This is a genomic window from Psychrobacter nivimaris, from assembly GCF_043419765.1.
Lineage (GTDB): Bacteria > Pseudomonadota > Gammaproteobacteria > Pseudomonadales > Moraxellaceae > Psychrobacter.
Genome location: NZ_JBHOFX010000002.1, coordinates 189,123 through 215,404, shown reverse-complemented (window position 1 = coordinate 215,404; position 26,282 = coordinate 189,123). Strand labels below are relative to the sequence as shown.

General features: G+C 43.3%; 16 protein-coding genes. 9 read left to right on the top strand and 7 right to left on the bottom strand.

Annotation, left to right across the window (positions count from 1 at the left end; all coding sequences use genetic code 11):
• The first annotated feature begins 7 nt into the window (after nt 1–7).
• From folB to ACHEVO_RS04290, 3 genes are all read left to right on the top strand, one after another.
• Nucleotides 8–445: a dihydroneopterin aldolase gene (gene folB, locus ACHEVO_RS04300; RefSeq protein WP_394124066.1), complete on the top strand. Its 438-nt coding sequence runs from the start codon at nt 8–10 to the stop codon at nt 443–445.
• Nucleotides 435–962, top strand: coding sequence for a 2-amino-4-hydroxy-6-hydroxymethyldihydropteridine diphosphokinase (locus ACHEVO_RS04295; protein WP_394124065.1), 528 nt, complete (start codon nt 435–437; stop codon nt 960–962). Before folB ends, ACHEVO_RS04295 begins: the two co-directional genes overlap by 11 nt.
• Nucleotides 963–1,371: 409 nt before the next feature.
• Nucleotides 1,372–1,815, top strand: coding sequence for a hypothetical protein (locus tag ACHEVO_RS04290; protein WP_394124064.1), 444 nt, complete (start codon nt 1,372–1,374; stop codon nt 1,813–1,815).
• 506 nt (nt 1,816–2,321) lie between these two features.
• Here the strand turns inward: ACHEVO_RS04290 and cysE are convergent.
• From cysE to ggt, 5 genes are all read right to left on the bottom strand, one after another.
• A complete protein-coding gene (gene cysE, locus ACHEVO_RS04285; RefSeq protein ID WP_394124063.1) occupies nt 2,322–3,233 on the bottom strand; it encodes a serine O-acetyltransferase in 912 nt (303 codons plus the stop codon).
• 189 nt (nt 3,234–3,422) lie between these two features.
• Nucleotides 3,423–4,304 (bottom strand): RNA methyltransferase, encoded by an 882-nt coding sequence (locus tag ACHEVO_RS04280; RefSeq protein ID WP_394124062.1) that lies wholly within the window; start codon nt 4,302–4,304, stop codon nt 3,423–3,425.
• Entirely contained in the window at nt 4,304–4,684 is a 381-nt protein-coding gene (locus ACHEVO_RS04275; RefSeq protein WP_394124061.1) for an Hpt domain-containing protein, read from the bottom strand. The genes ACHEVO_RS04280 and ACHEVO_RS04275 overlap by 1 nt, the downstream gene beginning before the upstream one ends.
• A gap of 72 nt (nt 4,685–4,756) precedes the next feature.
• A complete protein-coding gene (gene dnaE / locus ACHEVO_RS04270; RefSeq protein WP_394124060.1) occupies nt 4,757–8,476 on the bottom strand; it encodes a DNA polymerase III subunit alpha in 3,720 nt (1,239 codons plus the stop codon).
• A 294-nt stretch (nt 8,477–8,770) separates the two neighbouring features.
• On the bottom strand, nt 8,771–10,729 hold the full coding sequence (gene ggt, locus ACHEVO_RS04265; protein ID WP_394124059.1) for a gamma-glutamyltransferase: 1,959 nt from the start codon (nt 10,727–10,729) through the stop codon (nt 8,771–8,773).
• Nucleotides 10,730–11,068: 339 nt separating this feature from the next.
• On the opposite strand from ggt, the gene ACHEVO_RS04260 reads away from it, so the two are divergent.
• Genes ACHEVO_RS04260 through ACHEVO_RS04250 form a run of 3 tightly spaced genes read left to right on the top strand, consistent with a single transcriptional unit; the run spans nt 11,069 to nt 15,727 of the window.
• On the top strand, nt 11,069–13,162 hold the full coding sequence (locus ACHEVO_RS04260; protein ID WP_394124058.1) for a hypothetical protein: 2,094 nt from the start codon (nt 11,069–11,071) through the stop codon (nt 13,160–13,162).
• 55 nt (nt 13,163–13,217) lie between these two features.
• Nucleotides 13,218–14,804 carry a hypothetical protein gene (locus ACHEVO_RS04255; RefSeq protein ID WP_394124057.1) on the top strand — a complete coding sequence of 529 codons (1,587 nt, stop codon included), beginning with the start codon at nt 13,218–13,220 and terminating at the stop codon, nt 14,802–14,804.
• A 44-nt stretch (nt 14,805–14,848) separates the two neighbouring features.
• The gene (locus ACHEVO_RS04250) at nt 14,849–15,727 is read left to right on the top strand and encodes an exonuclease domain-containing protein (RefSeq protein ID WP_394124056.1); all 879 of its coding nucleotides are present in this window, start codon (nt 14,849–14,851) and stop codon (nt 15,725–15,727) included.
• A 105-nt stretch (nt 15,728–15,832) separates the two neighbouring features.
• Here ACHEVO_RS04250 and ACHEVO_RS04245 read toward each other — a convergent pair whose 3' ends face one another.
• A complete protein-coding gene (locus ACHEVO_RS04245; RefSeq protein WP_394124055.1) occupies nt 15,833–16,360 on the bottom strand; it encodes a Spy/CpxP family protein refolding chaperone in 528 nt (175 codons plus the stop codon).
• Nucleotides 16,361–16,715: 355 nt separating this feature from the next.
• On the opposite strand from ACHEVO_RS04245, the gene ACHEVO_RS04240 reads away from it, so the two are divergent.
• From ACHEVO_RS04240 to ACHEVO_RS04230, 3 genes are all read left to right on the top strand, one after another.
• Nucleotides 16,716–17,402 carry a response regulator transcription factor gene (locus ACHEVO_RS04240; RefSeq protein WP_394124054.1) on the top strand — a complete coding sequence of 229 codons (687 nt, stop codon included), beginning with the start codon at nt 16,716–16,718 and terminating at the stop codon, nt 17,400–17,402.
• 14 nt (nt 17,403–17,416) lie between these two features.
• Nucleotides 17,417–19,054, top strand: coding sequence for a sensor histidine kinase (locus ACHEVO_RS04235; protein WP_394124053.1), 1,638 nt, complete (start codon nt 17,417–17,419; stop codon nt 19,052–19,054).
• A 429-nt stretch (nt 19,055–19,483) separates the two neighbouring features.
• Nucleotides 19,484–24,754: a YadA-like family protein gene (locus ACHEVO_RS04230; RefSeq protein ID WP_394124052.1), complete on the top strand. Its 5,271-nt coding sequence runs from the start codon at nt 19,484–19,486 to the stop codon at nt 24,752–24,754.
• 172 nt (nt 24,755–24,926) lie between these two features.
• Here the strand turns inward: ACHEVO_RS04230 and ACHEVO_RS04225 are convergent, their stop codons facing one another.
• Entirely contained in the window at nt 24,927–26,105 is a 1,179-nt protein-coding gene (locus tag ACHEVO_RS04225) for a hypothetical protein (RefSeq protein ID WP_394124051.1), read from the bottom strand.
• Nucleotides 26,106–26,282 lie beyond the last annotated feature (177 nt).

Below are 26,282 nucleotides of genomic sequence, written 5' to 3'. Positions count from 1 at the left end.
TGAAAGCATGTTTCATACTCAGTCTGACGTGGTATTTATAAAAGGTCTAAAAGTCGATGCAGTAATCGGTGTGTTTGATTGGGAGCGAGCCATTACTCAGCCATTACTCATTGATATCGCGCTTGAGACTGACATTAGCCGTGCTGCTGTGTCAGATGATGTCAGCGATGCCCTGAGTTATAAAGAAGTCTGCGATGATGTGAGTGAGTGGTGCAAAGAGATTCAAGCGAAGCTGCTTGAGCATTTGGCTGGTCAGATCTCTGATAAGATATTTGCAAAATATGACTGTCAAAAAATAACGTTGAGCATTGCTAAGCCTACCGCTATTGCTCAAGCGGATACGGTAGGGGTGCAAATAACGCGCTATGCGCCAGCATCAACCAACGAGCCAGCTACTAAAAAAGCTGCCAAAGAAGTTAACGTCAGCCAAGCTGATGATGCATAAAACGTCAGTGGATTTGAAAATGCTAACACAATGCGCACCTGAGACTGTGCAAACGCATCCCGTGGTAGAGCTAGTGTTAGCGCTAGGTAGTAACTATCAAGCCGACAAGTATCTCCCGCTTGCTCGGCAGCGCTTGGCAGCGCTAGGTGAGGTGCGATTGTCTACGGCTTTTCAAAATCCTGATTTTACTGCGACTACCCAATTACCAAAACCTGATTATACCAATCAGTGTGTCCATCTAACATTGACCACACCGATGAGTCTGCAACAACTACAGCAAACTTTTAAAACGCTTGAAGGCGATTGTAATAGATGCCGACAGACTGAGCCTAACCAAATAAGGCGTGTGACGATAGACATTGATATCTTGCTCATCAAATTATCAAAAGAAAATAATAGCCTAAGCAAGAAATTAGTATCTAAACCAATGTCTGATTGGATAATAATGGCAGATCGTTATCCATTTAAAGCTCATGAGGAAGCAGGGGTTGAAGAATTGATTTTAACCAAGCTCTAATTTTTCTAATGAGTAGCCATATCTTAACTGCTATTATATCTTTTCACCTAAAACTATCGCTATTCAGCATTCACTCTGCCTCAGCGCATCAGTTTCCTAGACAAAAATCTAATAAAAACTATGCGATTATATAGGCAATTGTTAGTATAAGTGACGATGTAATCTTCAAGACACTACTACCTATGCAAAAAACCAATGAACTTTTCGAAGAAAAAGATAGTCACGAGTTTATTAGTAATAATAATCTCTACTTTATCTGCCTGCGATAACACGCCTTCCGAGCATCTTAAAACCCTTACCGAAGATAAATACCCTGTGGTAAAGAACGTTGGTCTATTACATTTAAATATAGCTAGTTTTAAACTAACCCCAGTTATTGATGAAACCTAAAAATTATAAGAAGAGAAGGATGAAAAGTTATAGTAAAAAAATCCGCGGTATCTATCTCGGACATCAAAAACTTATCATCATAACTTTATTATGCGGATACTTTATTTTTGAGGTCTGGGGTGTGCGCTATATCGCTGAAAGAAAAGCAGAAAAACCAAATAATATAAAGGAAGGGTGTTTGTATCTACGAAGTAGTTATACCGACACAAGTAAAATGAAGATATTAAGATTGACCATAGATGGTCATAAAGTTGAGAGTCATAGAACGTTTTCAGGAAATATGCCTTATGGATATAAGTGGAATGGTCAACAGAGGGACGAGTTTTATCAATATCTTGAATACAATAAAGAGAAGTGCCACCCCATTCAGTATGTCGATATCAATTTATTAATTACTAGAAAGATTTTTATTTACGATTACTTGGGCGATTTCAAACCTACTACTGATACTAAAAAGTACTAAATACATGTCGCAGACGGTTAAAAATGAAATAATTGATAGCTTTAGTGAAGTAAACAGTGCGGAAAGGCTGCTAAATAATTTTTTCTAATTTTAACAATATGATAAATCAAAGCTCACAAGAAGCGGTGAGGTCAGGATATATTTATTTAGTAAAAATTGTTAAATATCTGGTATAGCGCAGGCACAGAGATATAGCACAATCTAATTTTGATTATATCGTTGTTGTATACATTGAGTAATATTGGATATACAGGACGAACAAAGGTCTTCTAAGTTATCAACTCATCAGAGAACTTCTTAGCTTGTGCAGCTTACTCTGAGATGAAAGTCAGCGATTCGAAAGATTGGAATTTGCTAGGAAGTCAAGCAAGTCAATCTACCATGTATGCGGATATGGTAGATTTTATCTAAGACCGCCTTGAATTTATTGTGTCTTTTCTACAATTCGTATAAGCATTTGTTATCAGTTTATACGGTAACAGTACTGCCTACTTCTAACGATTGTCTTAGCGATTTTTTTCATCATTGATATCTTCTACATCAGCACGACCAATCACATCTAAATCCTCTAGACACAGTTTGTCATACTCTTTTTTGCAAAAATTGGGATCAATATCACACATCGCTGACTGCAGTTGATCGAGACGATTTTCTGATTGTTGGATGTGCTCAAGCATTTTAGCAAAAGCTTCTGCAACAGGGTCTTGTGAATAAGGGTCGATACCATAAGCACGGAAGGTATTGGTGCGTTTGGCAGTAGGGGTAGTATCTTTAGTTTGATCGTTGCTCTCACCAGCTTGCGCAACTTTTTCTTGTTGCTTGGCATCTTGTACTTTTGTCGCGATTGGATTACCTTTTTCATCGTGATGATCTGAGATCATACGCGCGGCACTGCCGACCATCGTAGCACCTGCTGGTACTGGCTTGACTACCACTGCGTTCGAGCCGATTTTAGCATTTTTACCAACAGTAAACGGCCCCAAAACTTTTGCACCAGCACCGACCGTTACACCGTCTTCTAGCGTTGGGTGACGCTTGCCATTATTCCAAGACACACCGCCCAAAGTAACACCATGGTATAGCGTCACATCGTTGCCGATCTCAGCAGTCTCACCGATGACGACGCCAACACCATGATCGATAAAAAAGCGTCTACCAATCTTGGCAGCAGGGTGAATCTCGATACCTGTCATGATGCGCGAGCCGTAAGAGATCACGCGAGCGGCTAGTTTCTGTTCATTGTTCCAAAGACAGTGTGCACCGCGATGCAAAACAAGCGCATGTATGCCCGGATAAGTTAGGATCACTTCCAGACTATTACGCGCTGCAGGATCTCGGGTGAATACTGCATCAATATCTTCTTTCAAATCATTCTTGATAGTAACAAGTGATTTGAATAATTTGGATGGCAATGACATAAAGCGTCCTATCTATTCGTCGGTAGAGTGTCGTTGCGAAAACAGCGATGCCTCTAATCTGTGGTCATAAAGTTCGGATAATCAGGAATATATATTTTCGCTAAGCTTCTGCAAGTTATAACAGCTTTATACGGCAAAATATAGTAAAAAGCTGTCAAATAAAAACAAGCTTATAAACTATGGCTTGTTTTAGTCTTTTGATAGTTTTGCAATCAAAGCGCTTAATAGCTGATATTCTTTTTGATCAAGCTGTAGGCGTGACCCAAGTCTAGACAAGCGTGATGGCAATGACTTCAAATGTTCGCTATTTGCTAATCCACGCTGCACCATAAGGTCAGTGGTACGCTGAGTGAGCTGTTGCAGCTGCTGCTGATTAATAGCAGGCTCATCCCATTGCTGACGCAAATTCACATTGATTGTCGATTGGGCGTCTGTGCTTGTATCCGAATCTAGACTATCCACTGTCTGAGTGTGCATTTGAGCATAAGCAAAGATAAAGCTGGCGATGACTTGCACCGCTGATGCGACATTTAGCACAGGGTAAGCAGGATTGGCGTCAATTTGAATATGATAATCGGCATAAGCCAATTCTTCATTGGTCAATCCACGGTCTTCACGTCCAAATAGAATAGCAATATTTGATTTGTTAGAAGTAGCAGCAGATGAGGTATCAGCATTACTATCGTCTGCACTTAAAGCTGCCTGCGCATCGATAAAGTCAAACATAATCTTAGCGGCTTGCGTAGGTGTCACGACAGGGCGAGGTAAGTGACGGCTACGACTGCTAGCGGCAAACACCAACTGACAGCCAGAGATAGCAGACTCTAAAGTAGGTGCAATCAAAGCTGACGATAATAACTCACTGCCACCCGCTGCATGAGACACACTGGTTTCGTCAATCGGTAATTTGGGATCGACCACCGTTAAGTGAGACAAGCCCATGGTATGCATCGCGCGGGCAGCCGAACCAATATTGGCAGGTAAAGTTGTATTGACCATGACTACTTGCAAGCAATCAAGGTAGTCGTTCACTGTGCGTGATGATACGGCTAATGAAGCGTCGTTACTCATTATTGTTCCAGTCTCTGATTGATTTCTTGTTCAGCACGGTGTAACGCAATGGCAATCTCTTCGATCAGGACGGCTTGCTCATTGATACGGCGCTCACGGCAGTATTCTTGTAACTGGCTGCTAAGACGGACTAATTGAGTCGTACCTAAGTTGGCGCTAGCACCTTTTAAAGCATGAGCAGTTTCGAAGCCATGGGCGTTATCGTCTTTTTGGTGGGCAATTCGTAGCGCTGCAACTCTTTGCTTACTATCAGCAAAATATACTTGTATCAAATCAACAAAGTCTTCTTCGAGCAGGTCACGCATGTCCTCGAACTGTTCATGATTGATAATTTCTTCATCAGTTTGTCCGAGCATATTATTATTTGTAGTGTCATCCATGGTGGTTGTCCAATTTATAAAAGTTAAAGCAATAAGATTACTATAATGAATTTTTAAAACGTAATGTACGTCTTAGCTGTAATGGAAATGTAAGTTCTCTTCACTGACCAAAGTCTTTAATGTCTGCAGGTTGTCGTCATTTGGATAAACGCGCCAGTGCTCAGACAGTCCAACATTTGCGATGCCATAGACTTCATAAATACTTAGTCCAAGTGGCAGACAGTTATCATTGATAGAAGCGTCAGTATTACTCAGGGCATTATTGGCATAACTGGCTGACATACCGTTTTGATTGGCCGCATCATGGTTCATGTCGCTCTCTAATGCCAATAAATCATTACCGTTCTCATCATACAAGCTGCCACCCATTGCAGGGTCGTAGACATTGTTACCGCCATTACCTTGTTCGTCTTGCTCTTGGTTATAAGCCAGACGCGGCTCGGGAATAATGTCAGCTTGGGCTGATTTAAGTAGTGGTTGTAGACGTGTGAGCAAATTAATATCACTACCGTGAACTTTGATACTGATTTTTTTGAGCCAACGTAGTCTCGCATCTACCATGCTCATGGCACTATCGAGACGTGCAAACAAACGTCCATCACGCTCACGGATGCTGCCTTTGATAATGACGACTTCATCGATTTTCAACTGCTCTTTGACACGGTTAAAACGCTCAGCATAACAGCTGACCTCGAGTCTCGATGTACCGTCATCTAAAGTAATCACGTTACGATTACCAAAGTTGGCAATATCTATAATAAGCCCCGAGAAATAGCAACTGCCGTTATAGCCAGTATCGGTTAACTTGTCGAGACGCGCACCAGAGGTATAGCGTTTCAACTCATCCAAATACTCATTGATTGGATGTCCCGTTAAGTACAATCCCAAGGTGTTCTTTTCCGCTTTTAGGCGGTGTTTGTCACCCCAGATGAGTTCTGGCGTCATCACTAACGGCGGTGCTGCGACCACACCATCCATTTCACCAAACAAATCCATCATACCGATTTCGCGGTTTTGACGGTCTTGCTCAGCGGCTTGTACCGCGCTTGGCAATTGACTCATCAAAGCGCCGCGAATCTCGTAAGCTTCATCGGCTGGCAAGTCAGGTCGTAGCGTGGCGGCAAAGTCATCAAAACAGCCAGCACTGACTAATGCTTCAAGTGTGCGCTTATTGACTTTTTTGATGTCCACACGGCGGCAGAAGTCATATAAATCTTTAAAAGGACCATCCGTGCGGCGTGCATCTACGATAGACTCTACCGCGCCTTCACCCACGCCTTTGATTGCGCCAAGACCATAGATGATATTGGTCGGAGTATCGGCAACGAAATGCCACTCACTGCGATTGACCGAAGGATTGACTACGGTCAACCCAAAGTTTTCACGGCAGTCATTGATAAAGAACACGACGTTGTCGGTGTTGTTCATATCTGAAGTTAAGACCGCTGCCATAAATTCAGCAGGGTAGTATTGCTTTAGATAAGCCGTTTGATAAGCCAATACGCCATAAGCCGCAGAATGCGAGCGGTTAAAACCGTAACCGGCAAACTTTTCCATCAAGTCAAATACACCGCCTGACGTGACCTCATCGATACCTTGTGAGGTGGCACCCGTGACAAAGATATCGCGCTGCTTGGCCATCTCTTCAGGTTTCTTTTTACCCATCGCACGGCGTAGCATATCAGCACCGCCCAAACTATAGCCTGCCATCACCTGCGAGATTTGCATTACCTGTTCTTGATAGACAATAACGCCATTGGTGTTTTCTAAAATCGGCTCAAGATTGGGATGGTCATAAATGACTTCCTCACGACCATGCTTACGGTCGATATACATCTCTACCATGCCTGCATCGAGTGGGCCGGGACGATACAGCGCACACATGGCGATGACATCTTCGATATTGGTCGGCTGCAATTTGGCCAGATATTTTTTCATGCCCATACTTTCTAGCTGAAAGACCGCCGTGGTTTTGGCATCTTGCAGCAGCTTATAGGCTTTGCTGTCATCTAACGGCAAATCTTCTAAAACTAAGGCAGGTACGTTTTCTTTTGCACGGCGTAAATTGATATTTTCAACTGCCGCGTTGATGACGGTTAAGTTACGTAGACCCAAAAAGTCAAACTTTACCAAACCGACAGCTTCTACATCGTCTTTATCGAACTGGCTGACGCGGTGACCTTCATCATCACAGTAAATGGCACTAAAGTCAGTGATCTTGTGCGGAGCAATCAATACGCCACCGGCATGTTTACCGACGTTTCGGCAGACGCCTTCAAGCTTAATCGCCATCTCCCAAATCTCAATGGCATCTTCATAATCCATATTGTCAGGATTAGAGATCAAGTCTTTGAGCTGTGGTTCTTGCTCAAGCGCTTGGCTCAGTGTGATGCCAGGCGTTTTTGGGATCAGCTTAGATATTTTATTGGCTAAAAAGTACGATTTGCTTTGTACGCGTGCCACATCTCGCACAACTGCTTTCGCTGCCATGGTACCAAAGGTAATAATCTGCGATACGGCATCACGGCCATAGGTTTGCGCGACATAATCAATGACGCGGTCACGACCTTCGATACAAAAGTCGATATCGAAATCGGGCATCGATACACGCTCAGGGTTCAAGAAGCGCTCGAATAGTAGATCGTAATGAATCGGGTCAAGGTCGGTAATGTTTAATGCGTATGCGACCAATGAACCTGCACCAGAACCACGTCCAGGGCCTACTGGCACGCCATTGGCTTTTGCCCAGCGGATAAAGTCCATGACGATTAGGAAGTAACCAGGGAAGCCCATGGATAGAATAATATCTAACTCATATGCTAGGCGTTCATCATATCTCTGACGGAAATCGTTCCAATTGTCCGTACGTGCCTCGACAGGAAACAGCTTGTCTAAGCGCTGCTCAAGACCGCGTTGTGACTCGGCACGGAAAAACGATTCAATCGTCTCGCCTTCAGGAACAGGAAAATCAGGTAGGACGTTAATCCCAAGTGTCAAGGTGACATTGCAGCGTGTAGCGAGACGCAAGGTATTATCAATGACCTGCGGAATATCAGCGAATAATTGCTCCATCTGAGCTTGTGTTTTTAGATACTGCTCATCCGAGTAAGTCTGCGGACGGTTTGGATCAGCAAGGACATAAGAGCCTGCAATACAGACGCGGGCTTCATGAGCATCAAAATCATCTTGCTCTAAGAAACGCACGTCATTATGCGCAATGATAGGAATGCTGTGTTTGGCACCTGAATGGATGGCTGCTTTAATAAAAGCATCTTCGCCTGAACGATTGGTACGCTTGATCGCAAAGTATAAACGATCATCAAATTTTGACTGCCATTCAGTAAGTAGTTCATCGGCCTTTTCTGGCATCGAGCCGACCAATGCTTGACCCACGTCTGACTTTTCGGTGAGCAGTACAATCACACCTGCTGCATGTTCTAATATATGACTGCGCTTAATAACTGGCGTGCCATGATTGATAGGATCAGCACGACCTTCGGTAAACCCAAGCGATACGATACGGGTAATGTTTTGATACCCTTCGTTATTCATCGCAAGTAGGGTGAGGCGTGTGTCTTCATTATCCATGATGACTTCACTGCCAATGATAGGCTTGATACCCGCACCTAAGCAGGCACGATAAAACTTTACCGTGGCATATAAATTGGACAAATCGGTCAATGCCAACGCGCGCTGATTATCAGCCGCAGCAGCTTTTACCAGCGGTTTAATACGCACGATAGAATCGGTGATGGAATATTCGCTGTGAATGCCAAGATGTACAAATGCCATAGAAGACTCTTACTGGTACGATCAAAGAAATAAGCTAGCGATAAAATAACTGATGATTATCAATCAATTATACTGATATCTAGAGGCCGATAAGACCTCGATAGCCATATTGATACGTTTTAAATGGGGTCGTCAATAATAGCATTATTTGCCGCAGACAGCCACAGGTTCAAAGGGTTTAATCTGCGTAAGTTAAGTCATTAAGGTATAAAAACTCGGTTATAGACAACAGCAAAAAGCCCTCAATACAACGAGGTATAGAGGGCTATGTAATTGATAACTAAAGTCAGTTTCTTAGTAACCAACCACCGCCGCATCGACAATACGTGGATCAGACGATCCGTAAACACCGTTTGGTGTGAGCATGATCGATTGTGTAGATCCCATCGCGGATTTTGGACTGACCGTATGACCCATTGACTCGAGCTTTTTCACTGTGTCGATATTCAGTGCTTTTTCGACTCGAATCTCATCAGGTAGCCATTGATCATGGATACGCGGCGCATGTGTTGCCTCAGCGATATTCATATCATGATCGATGACATTGGAGATAATCTGAGTGACAGTCGTGATGATACGGCTACCACCTGGGCTACCCGTGACGATGTAAGGTTTGCTGTCTTTGAATACGAGTGTCGGACTCATAGAAGACAGTGGACGCTTATTGGCTTCCACAGCATTAGCGTCGCCACCAAGTAAACCGTAGCCATTTGGTACGCCAGGTTTGGCAGAAAAATCATCCATTTCATTATTGAGCAAAATGCCTGTACCGTCCGCAACGAGACCAGTACCATAAGAGAAATTCAACGTATAAGTATTGGCTATCGCATTACCGTCTTTATCAACGATAGAGAAATGCGTGGTTTGATCACTCTCATAGGGCAGAGGATTGTTCGCTTTGATAGTCGCTGCTGGCGTGGCTTTATTGGGATCAATCAACGTACGCAGTTTGTCTGCATAGGCTTGTGAGGTTAAGCCGCTGGCAGGTACATCGATAAAGTCAGCATCTCCCAAGTACTCAGCTCGATCTGCATACGCTAACTGCATCGCTTCCGCCATTAGATGAATAGTCTGTGCGCTGTTTTGTCCGTAGTCTTTGAGCGGATAGCCTTCTAAGATATTTAAAATCTGGACGATGTGAATACCACCAGAGGAGGGCGGCGGCATAGAAACAATCTCATAACCACGGTAGTCGCCTTTGACAGGTTCGCGAGCGATGGCTTGATAATTGGCCAAATCTTGCAGGCTCATGCTACCGCCTGCTTCATTGACTGCTTTGACCAGTTTTTGAGCGGTTTCACCCTTATAAAACCCATCGGTACCCTGTACCGCAATCCGCTTTAGCGAACGCGCAAGCTCAGGCTGTTTTAAACGTTCTCCCGGCTGATAAGCGCTGCCATCAGGCTTAAAAAACACTTTTTTGGTACTTGGCCATTTTTGCAAGCGATCGCTCAACGCCGTGAGTGACTCGGACAAGCCAGCGGTGACTTCTATACCGTCTTCAGCCAGTGCTATCGCTGGTGCCATTACTTGCTCGCGGCTCATCGTACCATGCTCTTCTAATGCTTTTAGTAGTCCTGCTACTGTCCCTGGCACGCCAACGGCCAAGCCATGATAGCGAGATAAGTCGCTGACAGCATTGCCTTCTTTATCAAGGTACATATCGCGCGAGGCGCTACTTGGTGCTTTTTCACGATAATCGAGCGCCACTGTTTTGCCTTGCTTGGCATCATAAATCATCATAAAACCACCGCCACCGATATTACCCGCACGCGGCAAGGTTACTGCTAGGGCAAAACCCACTGCAACGCCAGCATCTACCGCATTACCACCGTCTTTTAGAGTCTGTAAACCGATATCAGAGGCAAGCGCTTCTTGGGTAGCAACCATGCCGTTTTTTGCCCAAACTGGATGATGAATGGCGTCTTCAGAATAGATGGCTTGGTCGCTATTAGTATTGTTAGCATTGTTCGATGTGGTGCTAAGTGTATTTGTCTTCGCTCGCGTGATGCGCTTGGTTTCAGATAATACCGTTGGACTATCAGCCATGATGGCCAAGTTTATGGCACTGGTATTGATTGATGTGTTGTTGACCGTGGCATTACTTACTGAGGTCGTTGGCTCTACGGCCTGTGCGGATATAGATAGTAGTAGCGTACTGGTAATGAGCACGACGCTAGATTTGAGTAAGGTATTAATTTTTGGTTTACGCTGCTGAGCGGTTCGATGGTGGCGAGATAATAACTGTGACATCGCAAAGTCCTTTTTACGCGAGTGGAAAAAATAGAGCTAGGAAGTAGGTAAGCCTAAATAGTAACGAAAATATGAAATAGTAGAAAGTTGTTTATTATTTTTTGTGGTATACGCTTCTATAGCGCTTAGTTGTATCAACTGTATTTCAAATAAACGAGGCTAATTTTCAAGTAGATGAAGCTAATGATAAGAAAGCTGTTATACAGAGCAAATTATTTATGAATGAAGAAATTCTTTAAAAATATTCGCTAATATTACTAAGTTGTAACGTCTTGTGATATAAATAACGGTACCACTGTACACTCATTATCGACTGTCTATTCATACAAAGAGATTACTATGTCATCACACCATATTAATAACCGCAATCGACAGCGCTACTCTGAGACTGCGCCTGCTTATTTATCGAACACTGATCACAAAAACTATAATGGTAAAAATAACAACGGTCATCTATATCCAACCGGTAAATTGACGTCTATAGCATTGCTAGTTGGTAGTGCTTCACTTGTACTCGCAGGTTGCCAATCAACTCCAACCAGCTCATCTTCCAATCTGTCGTCGAATAGTAGCGCCTCTAGTACCATGATGGACTTTAGTGTCGCAAACGCCGCGCAGAGCCAACGTCAGGGTCAAGCTTTTACTGCCAGTCAAAACGCTCAGGCCGCACGTTATGAGCATCTGTTTGATCAAGAGAAGCACCCAAATACCGAAAACCAAGCCAAATCACACTTGCTTGCAGCCATTCGTCAGCACTTGGCGACCGAGCATGTCGCAGTCGCCACAGCCAACTATCGCTCAACACCATTCATTGACCCAGATAGTATCGACGCAGGATCTAGTAGTTTGCTCAGAACGATCATAGAAACCTATGTGTATCAGCCTGAAGGTGCATATAGCGAAAGTGATGATGAGCCATACAATGATGACTATAACGATTATGATGACGCAAAAGATTCGATAGAGTCCGACTATCCTAATGATTATGATAAGTCTAGAGCAGAAGCTGAAGCAGAGAGAAGAGCTATTGCTGCTATATTGGCTGAAGCGGGGGAGAATGAGCCTACGAGCAGTGATACCAACAGCGATAACGAGTATGTCTACGATACAGCAGATGACTATAGCAGCGATGATTACAGTAGTGACGACTATGATAATTATGATGAATACAGTAGCGGTGGTGAAGGTATGCTCTCAGGGATGTCAGGGTTAAGTCCCAAATCAATGGCTGCAAAGTATGAAGCCATGCAAATGGCAAAACAGCAAGCTAAGACAGAGACGGTAAATCGTGGCAGCCTACCAATGTCATCTACAGGCATGATTGGCAATATACTTGATATGTTCCACCGTACTCCTGAGCAAATAGCTGCATCCAATGCTTATCAGTATGAGCATTTAACATTCAATAGCGTCAGTCAATACCGTCCCAAGCAGCGTCAACTACAAAGCGTCTATAGCTACGATTACGCCACACCAACGATTAGCTCGTCGATACAAATACCGTTAGCATTTGATTTTAATAACAGCAGTGTCGTAGTAGATCCATCGGCCATCATGCCGATTGTTGCACTTGTTAACCCTGAGAATACGCCACTACCATCACAGATGACCTCGCACACGGTGAGCTTTGGTTTGCCTGAAAGTATCACGGCACAGTTGCCACCAGCGGTGCTCTACGATGCAGTGCTCAACGCAATACAGAACAGTATGGCTGAGCTCGCGCCTGAGCATTTTAGCGCAGTCGATATCAGTGGTGACACGTTTGCCAAAGAAGTCGGTGCGACTCGCACAGTCAAAGTTTATTTCGGTAGTCAGCAAAGCGGTGAGATGATCGGTAAGACCCTCAAATATGTAACCAAATCACTGCAAGACTATGTAGATGCCAATCCAGATAAATATCCTGATGGTGCCGCACTAAAGACAGCACTTGCTAAAGCGCAATTATACAATAAAGGCTATCAAAGCGCGGATGTCGGTTCGCTATTGCAGCTGATCGAAGCTATCGGTCCTATCTCTTTTAATCAAATCAACTACTATTACTTAGACAGCTCAGATCGACTACTGGCCAAGCAGCAACGTGTCAATATCGGTGGTGATTTGATGGGGTCGACCACAACCATGCTAAACCAAGTACGTTACGATAAAGCCAGCTTTAACCGTCATGCCTTGACACCGCTACTTGCTGAGTCTTTTGGTTCAGACGCTACGCCTCCTATCGATGGCAATGCATGGATAGCTACGCAGCGCGATAAAAAAGACAGATTACAAACGGCCCGCTATGCACGCTACGACTATCAAGATAGCGGTGTCGAAGGTGCTTATAGCAGTAATGAATATGGCACTGATGAGTATGGTAACGATAATGACAATGGCGTAGACGCTGTCGATGAGAGCCGAGTTGACGATGCTCAAGATGATATGAATGAAAAATAGAAGTCAAATGACATCATCTCATTGCATTTACGCTCATATCTATTAAGGATAAAAAATGAAAACAGTACATCACACCATTGCACAACGTCTGCCATTTAAGACTAAAAACAATCTGCTAGTCACCAGCGCATTTTTGACAGGGGCGCTGTTGTTAACAGGTTGCCAGTCTACCAGTTTGGGCCAGTCCAATACGGTGGCTGTAAAACAAGCACCTAGCATGGCCAAAAAAACACTAGAAACAGCACTACAAAAACAGCGTCGTCAGTCCTTTAGCTATCATAGTAATCTTGAGATTGGTAATAACCAACAATTTACAGATGCCGATACTAATACTAAGAAAATGGCGGCATCAAACTATGTAGATGAACACTGCGAAGAAGCGCATGACCAAGCGTACGCTGCTCTAATCCTGCAAGCCGAACAGCAAAACAAAGATATCTTAGCGGTAGATTACGATACTAAGCGTGACAGCGTAAGGCAGTCGTACTTTGAGTGCGTAGCTGCCTATCATGCATGGGATGACCATCAATACGATAGCGATGTAAAAGTAGCACCAGATTATCAAGCGCTATTTGATAATTATGAGGATAAACAAAGACCGTTAGATGTGAAGAAAGCACAGTTATTAGATGAGTATCTACTAAAGCCGCTTTCTATCGACTCTCAAGGGATCTATCAACCGATGGCAGGCAAGGCTACGATGCTCGCTAGTGCGCAATATCAAGCACGCAACCATCACAGCAGTATCAACCAGCCTATATATATGGATTTTAAAAACGGTGATATTTACTTATGGGCAGATAATTTTGCAATTCTAAACTCAGAATTGTTAGACGATAAACTCGGTACAAAATGGCAAAATAAGTGGTTAAAAATAGCCATTGATGATGGTACGTTACCTAAAGGATTTGGTGGTGAAGTAATCAAAAGCCACTTTGCGGCATTAGATGCGACTTATGACGCGGCTCCTGTCAGCCAGTTTAATTATGTTGCTCCTAACTCACTTGCTTCACTGTCTCCAAAGCTGCCCGCGCACCAGTTATCGGCTATGCTACCAAGTGATCAAATCATTCGCCGAGTACAAAGCTTTGAGGATTATCAAGCGTCGCAACAGAAATATATGCAGATTTTCTACGATCGAATCAGTGAAAAATACCCAGAGTTAGTACAAGAACCCGAACCGATGACAGCGTTTGAGTCGATTCAAAATCCAAAGGCATTCACCAGTAAGTCTATCGTACAAAAAATACTGGCTATGATAAAAAATCAAATGAATGAGGAAGCCACGTCAGGTGAGGCCGTTGCTAATACAGAAGTACAGGAACTGTACGGGTTTGATAAACGTGGTCAACTCAAGTGGGAGCACTTACGTCGTCAGCTAGATAACACTAGCGAAGCGAATAACAACAAAGGCATGAGGATAGATGTGTTGCAGCAGTATTCTGCTATTAGTACTAAGGACTTGGCGTTTCCTAACCTACCAAGTAATGTGCAGACGCCGAGCGCTAGCAATAGCATTGATTTACGAAAGTATGCTCCAGAGCTGCTGCAATATTACCAAGATGGTAATGGCACAGCAGTAGGTAAAATGGTCTTCAACATGTTGCCGATGGTCAGAGAGCGTTTTGGTTCGGTTGAGTAGGTAAAGATAATTTAGAGTAGGCCTACTGTATTAAGGAATATATAGTGAACTTTGTTACCATTGATGTTGAAACCGCTAATAGCGATGTAGGGTCTATCTGTCAAATAGGTCTAGCAAAATACTTAAACGGTAAATTAATTGATACCTACTGCACTTTAGTATTACCCCAAACTTCTTTTAGTGCTCAAAATGTAGAAGTACATGGGATTACTAGCAGTATGGTAAGAGATGCGCCGTCTATGTACGATATATATGGGCAGATACTAAAGTTTATTGGCGATAACGTTGTTGTTAGCTACACTAATTTTGATCAAAGAGCTTTGATAAAAAGCTTAGAAGCTCACAAACTACCAGTACCAGAGCTACAGTGGGTAGATGCAACTGTATTAGTACGTAGGACATGTCATCGTTTCGCAGTAAAAGGCTATAGTCTGGCAAATGTATGTAAAGAGTGGAATTACCAATTTAACCATCACGATGCACTTGAAGATGCTAAAGCATGTGGCTTTATAACGGTAACTATCCTTAGGGAAAATAGTCTATCAATTCATGATTGGGTGACAGATAGCAACTATAATCGTATTTATCACCAGCAAAGACGTCTTAATAGTAGAAGTTATCCAAGTAATATCACGAAGGTAGGGAGTGAGTTAGGAAGATATGCAGGTCTTAATATTTGTTTTACAGGAGACCTTAGTATTAGTAGAGCAGAGATTTCTGACATAGCAGCTAAAAATGGTTTTAATGTCAAAGCAGGGGCTTCAAAAAAGTTAAATTATCTTGTAGTTGGTTCTCAGGATCTAACATTGTTAGCAGGTCATGAAAAAAGCAGTAAGCATCGAAAGGTAGAAGAGTTGATACAAAGTGGGCTGGATATTAAAATTCTTGCAGAAGAAGAGTTCTTAAAATTAATCAAAATTTAAGATTAGCTTGAAAGCGAATATAGAAAAAGCGCACCTATTAACGGCGCGCTTTTTCATTTTATACGTATACAGCTGGGTAAAATAACACTTTTCCGGAGTGGCTTATTACATACCTTGATGCTGTTTGTCATGGCCTTTACGGTCTTTTGAATGCTTGCGACCTTTTTCCTGTCTCTCTGATTTCATTTGTTCCATCTTTGCACGTTGCTCAGCAGTCAACACTTGAGCGATAGCATGTTGTGTTTGTACACGTTCGATAAAGCGTTGCTTTTCTTTTGCCACTCTTTGATCAGCCAGACGGTTCAGAGCAGCAGTATTCAAAGTGCTAGCATTGGTCAACGCTTGTATTTGCTGATCCATTTGCGCGCGTTCTGCTTGATGTGCTGCACGGTCAGCAGTGCGATCGCCACGTTTGTTTTGCATGATGGCTTTGATTTGCGCTTGCTGTGTCGCTGTTAGATCCAATTTTGACATTGGGCCTCTCATCTCACCTTTTTTCATGCCATCTTTGTGGTTCTTTTGCATTTGCGCAGTTGGCGTTGTATCAGTGGTTGCGTTAACGCTGGTGCAAGCGGTCACTGTAAATATGCTAGACGCTGCTAATACTGAGCCTAATAGTAATTTTTTCATCATAATATCCTTGATTACATTGAGTTTGATTTCATAAGTACTAAATTTTTATCTTGCAAGTAGCATTTATTGAACGTTATCGTCAGCCATCTTAGAAATGCAATACTTGCTGTTGATAAGAGTATATTACGACAGTTAAAGGTTACGAACATTTATGAAGTATTAAGAAAGGTAACGTTTCTGGTGAATTGGCAAGTGCTTGCCTGATAATATGGTTAACTACAGTCTACCGACAATAAAAATGTCACGGCGACAATTTTGCTAACCATATCAAAATGACACTTGTACGTGGACTTATTGCGCCATGATTATTATAGATTGAGTAAATAGAAATAAATAAAAATTAAAGGAGAGAAGCATGCCAAATATCCTGATAGGCGATGACGACGAAGAGTTGACTCAGTTATTGCAAGAGTACTTGGACAATCACGGCATTCGCTGTGACTGCGTGCATGATGGTGCAGCAGTCATACAACGACTCAAAGCAGTAGCACACGAAGATACGGTTTATGATTTACTCGTGCTCGATATTATGATGCCAAAACTAGATGGTTTGAGTGTCCTGCGCCAATTACCAAATATTATTGATATTCCAGTCATTATGTTGACGGCAAAAGGGGAAGAGATTGATCGTATCATTGGTCTAGAGCTTGGTGCTGATGATTATATTACCAAACCTTGTAACCCTAGAGAGCTACTAGCGCGTATCAATGCAGTGATTAAACGTACCAATACGACCGCATCAGAGCATACTCCGTTGCCAGAGAGTCGTTTGCATCTCGATCAAAACCAACGTGCCTGTCAGATAGATGGGGTGACGCTACAAGTCACTGGTACAGAGTTTGATCTGCTCGTGGCTCTACTCAAGCAAAAAGGGGAAGTGGTAAGTAAAGCATGGCTGTCAGAAAATGTCTTGCAGCGTGAATTGCAGCCATTTGACCGTAGCCTTGATGTACATGTATCTCGCTTACGTAAAAAACTTCAACCTTTCCACGATGAGCCAATAAAAGCGGTGCGTGGTAGAGGTTATCAACTGGTGCTGTAATGACGGACATATCGATGAAAGCTTCTGAGCAGACCCTCAAAAAAGCACCTAAGTTTAAGGTGCGTATTACTCTGTTCTGGCGTCTGTTTCTGAGCCTATTACTGACGATTTTAATCACCTCTGTACTGTCCATCGTGGTAGAACGCTGGCTAGCTGAAAAAGAGCTGACCTCTCGTATGGACGTGCAAATCGATAGTCTATTGATAAAGCGTGAAGAGATGGTCGCGTCACTACGGGCTGGTGATATAGAGTCTGTCAGGCAGATGTATCGTCAAGACCGCCAGTTGATGAATCAAATCAGAGTCTATGATGCGCAGGGCGCTATCATATTCCCGCGTTACCGTGACAAAGATGAGCGCGCGCAAGGACAGCTGCAAAGTGGTCGACAGCTAATAGATCGTGCGATACAACCGGTGCAGCAAATACTGCCTAGACCACCTAGAGTAGAAAATAATGTTTATGGTGTAGAAGGCCGCAATGCTGACAATAGACTGCGTGAGCACGACAATGAGATACCAAAAGATGAGCCGTCTTTTTGGCAAAAATTCTTAAAACCAAGAACGGCAAGTAGTGCCGCAGTAGCTGATATTGATACTCGTCCTGAACTGGCCGATATGTCTGTTGAACTACCTGATGGCCAGTCAATCATCATACAGTTGCGTCCGCACCTACGTTTTTCAGACGTGGTAGAGATACAGCACGGCAATTTTCCAATACGTTTGCTATTAATTGTTATCTTTAGTGTATTGGTCTGCATATGGCTCAGTCGCACGTTAACCCAGCGGATTGGCCGTGTACAAAATACCGTACACCGTATGATCGATGGTAATTATCAAGCCAATCCAGAACTGTCCAAGATGGGCGATGATGAGTTGGGGCTACTTGCCAAAGACGTTGCCCATCTATCAACGAGGCTCGTCGATAGTGAGCTTGCACGTAAGCAAATGCTCAGTGATATCTCACATGAGCTGCGTTCGCCGCTTGCTCGTCTGGATGTCGCGACTGAGCTGACTCGAGACTTTGCGCCCAATGCCAATCGTTATCTAGACCGTATCGATAAAGAATCTACACGAATGAATGAGCTAATTGAGCAAATCATTCATATTCAATCCCTGCAAATGCAGCAATATACCGTTGATAACTTAGAGAGTGAGGCAGTCGATATATCTGACATTATTAGTAATATCGGAGAGGATGTCTGCTTTGAGTTTCAACATAAAGACGTACATTGGCAATGGCAACCGCCTGAAGCCTCAGCGTTGGATGATTTGGAAGGATTTTGGACAGTACAAGGCAATGCTGAACAGCTGTATAGCGCACTTGAAAATGTCATTCGCAATGCTTTTATGCACACGGCAGCGGGTTCGACAGTGATTGCTGAAATAAAGGCAATACAAATGGACAATAAGGCACCAGCTGTTCAAATTAATATAACAGACGAAGGCGGCGGTGTGGCAGACAAAGACTTAGAACGTATTTTCCATCCTTTTGTGCGGCTCGATACTGCTCGACACCGTGATACTGGCGGCTATGGTCTTGGATTGGCCATTGTTCATGCTGTAGTTATGGCGCATAAAGGATATATCAATGCTCATAACCGGCAAGATGGCATTCAAGGGTTGGTGGTTCAAATAGTGCTACCTAGCAGATAAAAAGATAAATAATGTAGAAACAATTTATGTAACTAACATGCGCTTATCATGTATTTGTAATGTATATAAGCGCATATTTAGTAGTAGATAAAAGCTGACTCTTTTTAAAACCGACGTAATTTATTATAAATAGACAAAAATTAAAAGTAATTATATTCGTTTATATGAATATAATAGACGAACGGTATTAAAATGCGGATGAACGGTATTGTTACTCTGTATATATTCGGTAATACTAATATATACAGAGAGTGATAAAGATTATACAAAACAGAACGTCTTATTCCTTAAAGACTATTACAACTATTATTTGAACAAGGTCTCGTTATTATAAGCTTATAACCCGTTTTATTTTGTCACATCGTCTCTCTGACATGGATCTTATCTCTGATTTTTTAAATCTGACAAGTCTGTAAGGGAGTACGCATCATGAACCGCATCTATAAAGTCATCTGGAATGAAGCCTTAAATTGTTTTACCGCCGTTGGTGAATACGCGAAGGGACGTGGCAAATCTTCCAAATCGAGTGTTAACTCTAACGCTACCATCAACACAACGTCTAACCTATCCGTTATCCGTACGTTACGTCTGAGCACTATAGCGCTTGGGCTACTAGCTGCTAGCTTTGGCATGCAGGCAAATGCAGATCTTAACTACTCTAATAACACTTATTATACCAACCATCAGACCATGGGTAATGGTCATAGTAACCATGGGAATGGCAACGGAGTTGGACACGATACCCATGGAAACGGCAATGGTTATGGTCACAACGGGAACAACGGGAACAACGGGAACAACGGGAACAACGGAAACAACGGAAACAACGGAAACAACGGAAACAACGGAAACAACGGAAACAACGGAAACAACGGAAATAATCATTTGCCTGGTCTAAGATTCGCTGGCGATACAGGTGGTGTTATTACACGTAATCATGGTGAGAAACTCAACGTCAAAGGTGGTGCAACCACAGCATTATCGAACAACAACATCGGTGTTGTTGCAGATGATATGAGTAACACCTTAATCGTCAAACTGGCGAAAAACCTAACCGGTCTTGATAGTGTTACTTTTAATAATGGCGTTGTGATTTCATCAACTGGCATTAATGTTGGCAATAATAAAATCACTAATGTAGCCAATGGTGCTGTTATGGCAGGGAGCAAAGATGCAGTTAATGGCTCGCAACTTCATAGCTTAGCCAGTACGGTTGCGGCTAACAAAACCAAATACTACAGTGTAAATAGCAGCGTCACAGGGGTATTAAGTAACGAAAACAATGATGGTGCAACAGGCTACAATGCGATGGCTATGGGTGGCAATGCCAGTGCATCTGGTAGCCAAACGATAGCCATTGGTAGTGGCGAGAGTGGTCAGCACACGACTGCATCAGGAGAACAATCCATCGCTATTGGTGCAAATGTTGTCTCAAAAGGTAGCTCTTCTATTGCTATCGGTGGTGACGATTTGAATGCTGCATCCGAAGCAAACACCGATGGCACAGCTAATGTTGGCCAAAACAGTGGTAGTGTTAATACGGTGTTTAGATCTTACACTGGTCGAGATCTTGTTGAACCAACACAGTATGATAGGAATACTGAAGCTGCAGGTGCAGCCTCCATAGCTATTGGCTCAAAGGCGCTATCTACAGGAGACTTGTCTACCGCTATTGGCGTGCAATCTAGTACAGCAGGTATTGCTGCTTCCGCATTCGGTATTGGCGCATCAGCAAGCAAGGATGGTTCTGTCTCTCTAGGTGCTGGCGCTCAGTCTAATGCTCAAGATGGTGTGGCACTAGGATCGCAATCTGTGGCTAACGTTGCAGGTGGTGCGGTTGGCTTTGCTCCATCAAGTGCTAGTGTCATAGACAAAGCAGCTATTACGGCAACTAATAGTACAGGTCTTGGTGCAGTTTCTGTTGGTAGCTCTACTAATGGTACTCGCCAAATTGTAAATGTCGCAGCAGGTACTCAAGACAGTGACGCAGTAAACGTATCTCAATTAAAAGCGTTAGATACTATCGTTGCTGGCATTGATTTTCCTATTCGTTCTAGCAGTGCACAGCCATACACTACGTCAGTAACAGGTACTGACGCTCTTGCCGTTGGCTCGAATGCCAACGCAAAAGGTAATAATGCAACCGCTGTTGGAGAGAACGCATTTGCAAACGCAAATGCAACCGTCATCGGTGAAGGTGCGCGATCTTCATTCAACGGCTTTGCTGGTGGTCAGGAGGCCAAAGCGGGTGTTAATTCAGTGGCGATAGGTCAAAGAGCCACAAACGGAACCGCAAGTCGTGCGGTTGCGATAGGCTACGAAGCAAAAGCAACTGCCCAAGACACCGTTGCACTTGGTCTTGATGCACGAGCTGAAGCGTTAGGTAGTGTTGCACTAGGTAAGGGTTCTAGAGCAAATGCACTAAACAGTGTCGCTTTAGGTCAAAACTCTATTGCAGCTGTACAAAGCGGTGCATCTTTCTTAACCAATGTTGCGGCTGATGCCAATAACGGCACTGTCTCAGTAGGCGCTGTTGCAAGCGAACGTCGTATCGTTAACGTTGCAGGTGGTTCAGCAGATACGGATGCAGTGAACGTATCTCAGCTAAAAGCTGTTACAGACATTGCTAATAGAGGCTGGGATATCAGTGCACAAGGTGATGCTACCACTGCAAGTACTGTAGGACCTGGCGACTCAGTTGACTTTAATAGCAAAAATAGCAATATCACTGTTTCTAAAGACACTACTAGTAATGATGTCTCGTTCGAACTCAACAACAATTTAGACCTAGGTAATAACGGTAGTGTAAGAATGGGCTCAAGCTCTCCATTCGATTTTGGTGATACAACGACACTTGATCGTTCTGGTCTTAAAACAGGTAACTCATACTTTAGTACTACCGTTGATGGTTTAGGTGTTAGAACGGGGAATAGGTTTGTTAATACAAATGTTAGTAGTTTAGGCGTTGCTGTATCAACGCCATTTTCTAAAACTCTTCTATCTAGTAATGGTCTCAATATTATTGGTGGTCCAAGCGTAACAAAATCTGGTGGTATCAATGCTGCCAACAGAAAGGTCGTAAATGTTGATGATGGCACTCAGGCTAAAGATGCTGTCAATGTCAGTCAGCTCAGCAGTGCCTCTGCTGCTGCTAAAACAGAGGTCGCCGCAGGTACTAATATTGCGGGTGTTGTGAAGTCTACAGGTGGTAACGGTCAAGATGTCTATACTGTTAATGCAGATGGCGTTACTGCTTCAGCAGGATCTGCAGCTGTCACAGTTACCGCAGGTGAAAAAGATGATACAACTAACACGACCGATTACGCTGTTGATTTAAGTGCCGATAGCAAAGCCAGTCTAGTTAAAGCAGACAGTGCTATGCAGACCATTGTTGCCCAAATAGACAGCGTTGATGTTAAAACGCTTAATCAAACGGATAATACGGCTAACTTCCTAACGGGAGATAATATTGTTCTTAGTGCCGAGGATGGTGGCATTAAAGTTGCTACAAAGGAAGATGTCACTTTTACTAGCGCTAGCTTTGCTAATAGTACAGTTCGTGTGAGTGGTGAAGGTCTTGATAATGGCGGAAATAGAATCATCAATGTAGATGATGGTCAGGGAGATACAGATGCTGTCAATGTTAGACAATTAAATGCAACCAAAAATACAGTGGACCTAGGACTGAACTTCACAGGAGATGATACAACCGTTGTCGTCAATCGCAAGTTGGGTCAAACGTTGACACTCCAGGGAGGCGCGACAGAGTTAACTGAGAACAATATTGGTGTGATCGCTGATGAAGAGGGCAATCTAAACGTTAGATTGGCTGAAGATGTCATGCTTGGTAAAAACGGTAGCGTGAGAATGGAAAGCATGGTGCTCAACAATGCAGGCGTCACCATCACTGATGGTCCTAATCAGACCATTACGTTAAGCAACGAAGGTCTTGATAATGGTAATAATAGAATTATCAAAGTTGATAAGGGAATTGCCCCAACCGATGCCGTAAACTTTGCACAGCTCACTATGACTAATGATGAAATCGCTAAAGGCATCAAAATTGGTGACGGCAATAGTGCCAATGATCAGCAATTTTCGCTAGGCGATACGATCAATGTCACAGGAGATAACAATCTGACTACTGTCGCTTCTGCGACTGGCGTCCAAGTGAAACTGAATAATCAGTTAGACCTCGGAGATGATGGCAGTATACAGATAGGCAATAGCATCATGAGTGATGCAGGCTTTACCTTCGTTGGAAATGGCGTGAATAGAATGGTTTCGCAGGTCTCATTGAGTAGCCGTGGTCTAGACAATGGAGGCAACACCATTCGCAACGTTGGGGAAGGTGTACTAAATACAGATGCTGTCAATGTTGGGCAGTTAAAAGATGTCGCCATTGCCTTGGATCAAGGTTGGGGCATCACCGCTCAAGGTGATATTGCTACGATGGTAAAACAAGGAGATGCTGTCGACCTCAGTAGTAAAGACGGTAATATCAAGGTATCTAGGAAATCAGTGGGTGATGTGGCTGCTTTCGATAGTAGTCCATCACTACAAGCTGCAGCCATACCTACCAATGCTAATGACATTAGCTTTGATTTGAACCCAGACATTACTTTGAATAGCGTAACCACTGGTGGTACAGTCATGAATGACGATGGACTGACCATTGCAGGTGGCCCAAGCATCACGAGAAGTGGTATTGATGCCGCTAATACCAAAATTACCAACGTTCAAAACGGGGAAGTTTCGGCGACAAGTCAGGACGCTATAAATGGTGGTCAGCTTTATGCCCAAGGCACTGGTATCAGCAGTATTATCGGTGGTGACACTGTTTACAATGCTGAAGATGGTACTTTTACCAACAGTGACATTGGTGGAACGGGTGAAAGCAATATCGATGGAGCGATTGCTTCTATCAGACAAGGCACGATTGAAATTAGTGAAAATGTGCAAATTAACACAGAGAGCATTACCACTAATACAACCAATATCGCAACCAATACGACAAATATTGCTACGAATACCAGCAATATCACGACCAATACTACAAATATCGAAACCAATACGGACAAGCTAGATGCTGGACTCAATTTTGGCGCAGACAGTGGTGCCAATATCAACAAACCAATTGGCGATGAGAGTGTCCTAAGCTTCACTGGTGGCAATAACATCACCACCACAGCAGATGGCAGTAGTATTAAGTTTGATCTAAACGGTAATATCAGCGTTGATAGTGTCACAGTTGGGACAACGGTTATCAATAGTGAGGGTATCAGTATGCAAGATGGGCCAAGTATGACGTCTCAAGGTCTATATGCTGGTAACCAACGCATGACTGGTGTCGCCGATGGGGTCGAAGCAACAGACGCCGTCAATTATAGTCAGCTTAGCGCGCTTGATAGTCGACTCAATAACAATATGAGCGATCTTGGCTACAAAATTGACGAAGTAGAAGACGATGCAAATGCAGGTATCTCAGCTGCAATGGCTATGTCGGCAATGCCTCAGGCTTATATCGCAGGTAAGTCATTGATTGGTGGCGGTGTCGGTACCTATAACGGAGAGAGTGCTGTAGCAATTGGTTTCTCTAAGTTATCTAATGACGGTCGCTGGGTCATTAAGGTAAATGGTACAGCAGATACTCAAGGCAACGTAGGCGGTGCAGTTGGTGCAGGCTTCCATTTTGACTAACAAAACCTCTCAATTGTAGTTATCGGTAGACTATAAAAAAGCAAGACATTGGATGTCTTGCTTTTTTACGGCTTAAAGATAAACAATTAAGGTAATAAAGCTACCGATAAGTAAATATAAGCGCTTGTAGGTTGTGTCTTACAAGCGCTTATTTCTTGTAATTAAGGTGATTCTATATTCTGAACATTGCACCATTCGGTTTCAGTCCAACATAGGCCATACCTGCTTGATTCATCCAGTGAGGTTGAATGATACCATGCTGCAAAATCGCATGAATATCTCTATGTGCTCGTTCTATCTTATGCTTTTTATATAGGGAGGCTGTGCCTGCGACTGCGTAAATTTCAGATACCATGTCACGAGCTTCTCTTGCGCCTTCACAAGACGCTGCCCATACATCTGCAAGCTGTATATCAGTAAAGGTGTTCTGCTGCTGTGCCTCTTTCCATAGTACCTCGACACTATGATGCAGTTGGGTGCGTTTTGATGCCAGTATTGTTTTGCTCTTAGCAATAGTAGCCTGTACCGTTGCACGGTCGCGTAGATCTGGACTCTTACCCGGTGTTACTCTCTCAAGGCACATATCAACCAAGTCATCCATGGCGGCTTTTAATACGCCTAGCGCCATCGCCGCACAGCCAGCAGCATTGATACAACCGATAGGCAGACGACTGTAGGCAGTATCGACAGCCACAGGACTATCAAAGTCAACTGCATAAGCCTCTTTGACAAAAGCGTCTTTGACAACTATATCGTGGCTACCTGTGCCATTTAGGCCGCCCACGTCCCATGTATCAATGATTTTTACATCTTTTTTAGGAATAAAAGATAGCTTTAAATTTGCACCTGGGCCAAGGGTCGTAGGAGAGCCTTCGGAGATAACGAGACAACGGAGCACAAACCAATCAGCCAATTGGCATCCAGAGACGAGTGTCCATTGTCCTGATACCATATAGCCATTATCTACTGTTTGGGCCACGCCTTCAGGACGTGCGGAATTGGCATAAATATGAGAGGGGTCGCTGTATACTTCTTTCATGCTGGATTCATCCAAAAATCGCCCGAATGTACAGGCCAAATGGTTGTTCCAAACGATCCAAGCAACGGAGGCCTCAGCACTGGCCAACGTCTCGTAAGTTTTTAGCGTTTCTACTGGGTTGCCTGCCCATCCTCCTAACGATTTAGGCAACCCCATTCTAAATAATGCAAATTCTGAAAGCTTATTGACCACTACGGGCGCAATTTTTCTAGCGCTTTCTGTTTCATCTCTGAACATGATTGCTGATGCATAAATCTTGTTTGCTGCATCCGATGGTAGGGTGGTTATCTCTGCTGAGGATATATCATTCATATTGTTCAACCTTATTGTGATGAATAAGACAGTACTTTTTTCTACAGCTGATAAAGTACAAATTTGAGCGATGACAAATGCTTATATAAAGAATAACCAACAGCTGCCCACCATACAACCGTTAATATGAATATATTAAAAATTATATTGTAAAAATTGAATAAATAATAATCAATG

Excerpts from the sequence above, each read along its gene's own strand:
- dnaE (WP_394124060.1), bottom strand. The coding sequence starts at position 8,476 with ATGGCATTTGTACATCTTGGCATTCACAGCGAATATTCCATCACCGAT.
- ACHEVO_RS04260 (WP_394124058.1), top strand. The coding sequence starts at position 11,069 with ATGTCATCACACCATATTAATAACCGCAATCGACAGCGCTACTCTGAG.
- ACHEVO_RS04295 (WP_394124065.1), top strand. The coding sequence starts at position 435 with ATGATGCATAAAACGTCAGTGGATTTGAAAATGCTAACACAATGCGCA.
- ACHEVO_RS04245 (WP_394124055.1), bottom strand. The coding sequence starts at position 16,360 with ATGATGAAAAAATTACTATTAGGCTCAGTATTAGCAGCGTCTAGCATA.
- ACHEVO_RS04240 (WP_394124054.1), top strand. The coding sequence starts at position 16,716 with ATGCCAAATATCCTGATAGGCGATGACGACGAAGAGTTGACTCAGTTA.
- ACHEVO_RS04235 (WP_394124053.1), top strand. The coding sequence starts at position 17,417 with ATGAAAGCTTCTGAGCAGACCCTCAAAAAAGCACCTAAGTTTAAGGTG.
- ACHEVO_RS04255 (WP_394124057.1), top strand. The coding sequence starts at position 13,218 with ATGAAAACAGTACATCACACCATTGCACAACGTCTGCCATTTAAGACT.
- ACHEVO_RS04290 (WP_394124064.1), top strand. The coding sequence starts at position 1,372 with ATGAAAAGTTATAGTAAAAAAATCCGCGGTATCTATCTCGGACATCAA.
- cysE (WP_394124063.1), bottom strand. The coding sequence starts at position 3,233 with ATGTCATTGCCATCCAAATTATTCAAATCACTTGTTACTATCAAGAAT.
- ACHEVO_RS04275 (WP_394124061.1), bottom strand. The coding sequence starts at position 4,684 with ATGGATGACACTACAAATAATAATATGCTCGGACAAACTGATGAAGAA.
- folB (WP_394124066.1), top strand. The coding sequence starts at position 8 with ATGTTTCATACTCAGTCTGACGTGGTATTTATAAAAGGTCTAAAAGTC.
- ggt (WP_394124059.1), bottom strand. The coding sequence starts at position 10,729 with ATGTCACAGTTATTATCTCGCCACCATCGAACCGCTCAGCAGCGTAAA.
- ACHEVO_RS04280 (WP_394124062.1), bottom strand. The coding sequence starts at position 4,304 with ATGAGTAACGACGCTTCATTAGCCGTATCATCACGCACAGTGAACGAC.
- ACHEVO_RS04230 (WP_394124052.1), top strand. The coding sequence starts at position 19,484 with ATGAACCGCATCTATAAAGTCATCTGGAATGAAGCCTTAAATTGTTTT.
- ACHEVO_RS04225 (WP_394124051.1), bottom strand. The coding sequence starts at position 26,105 with ATGAATGATATATCCTCAGCAGAGATAACCACCCTACCATCGGATGCA.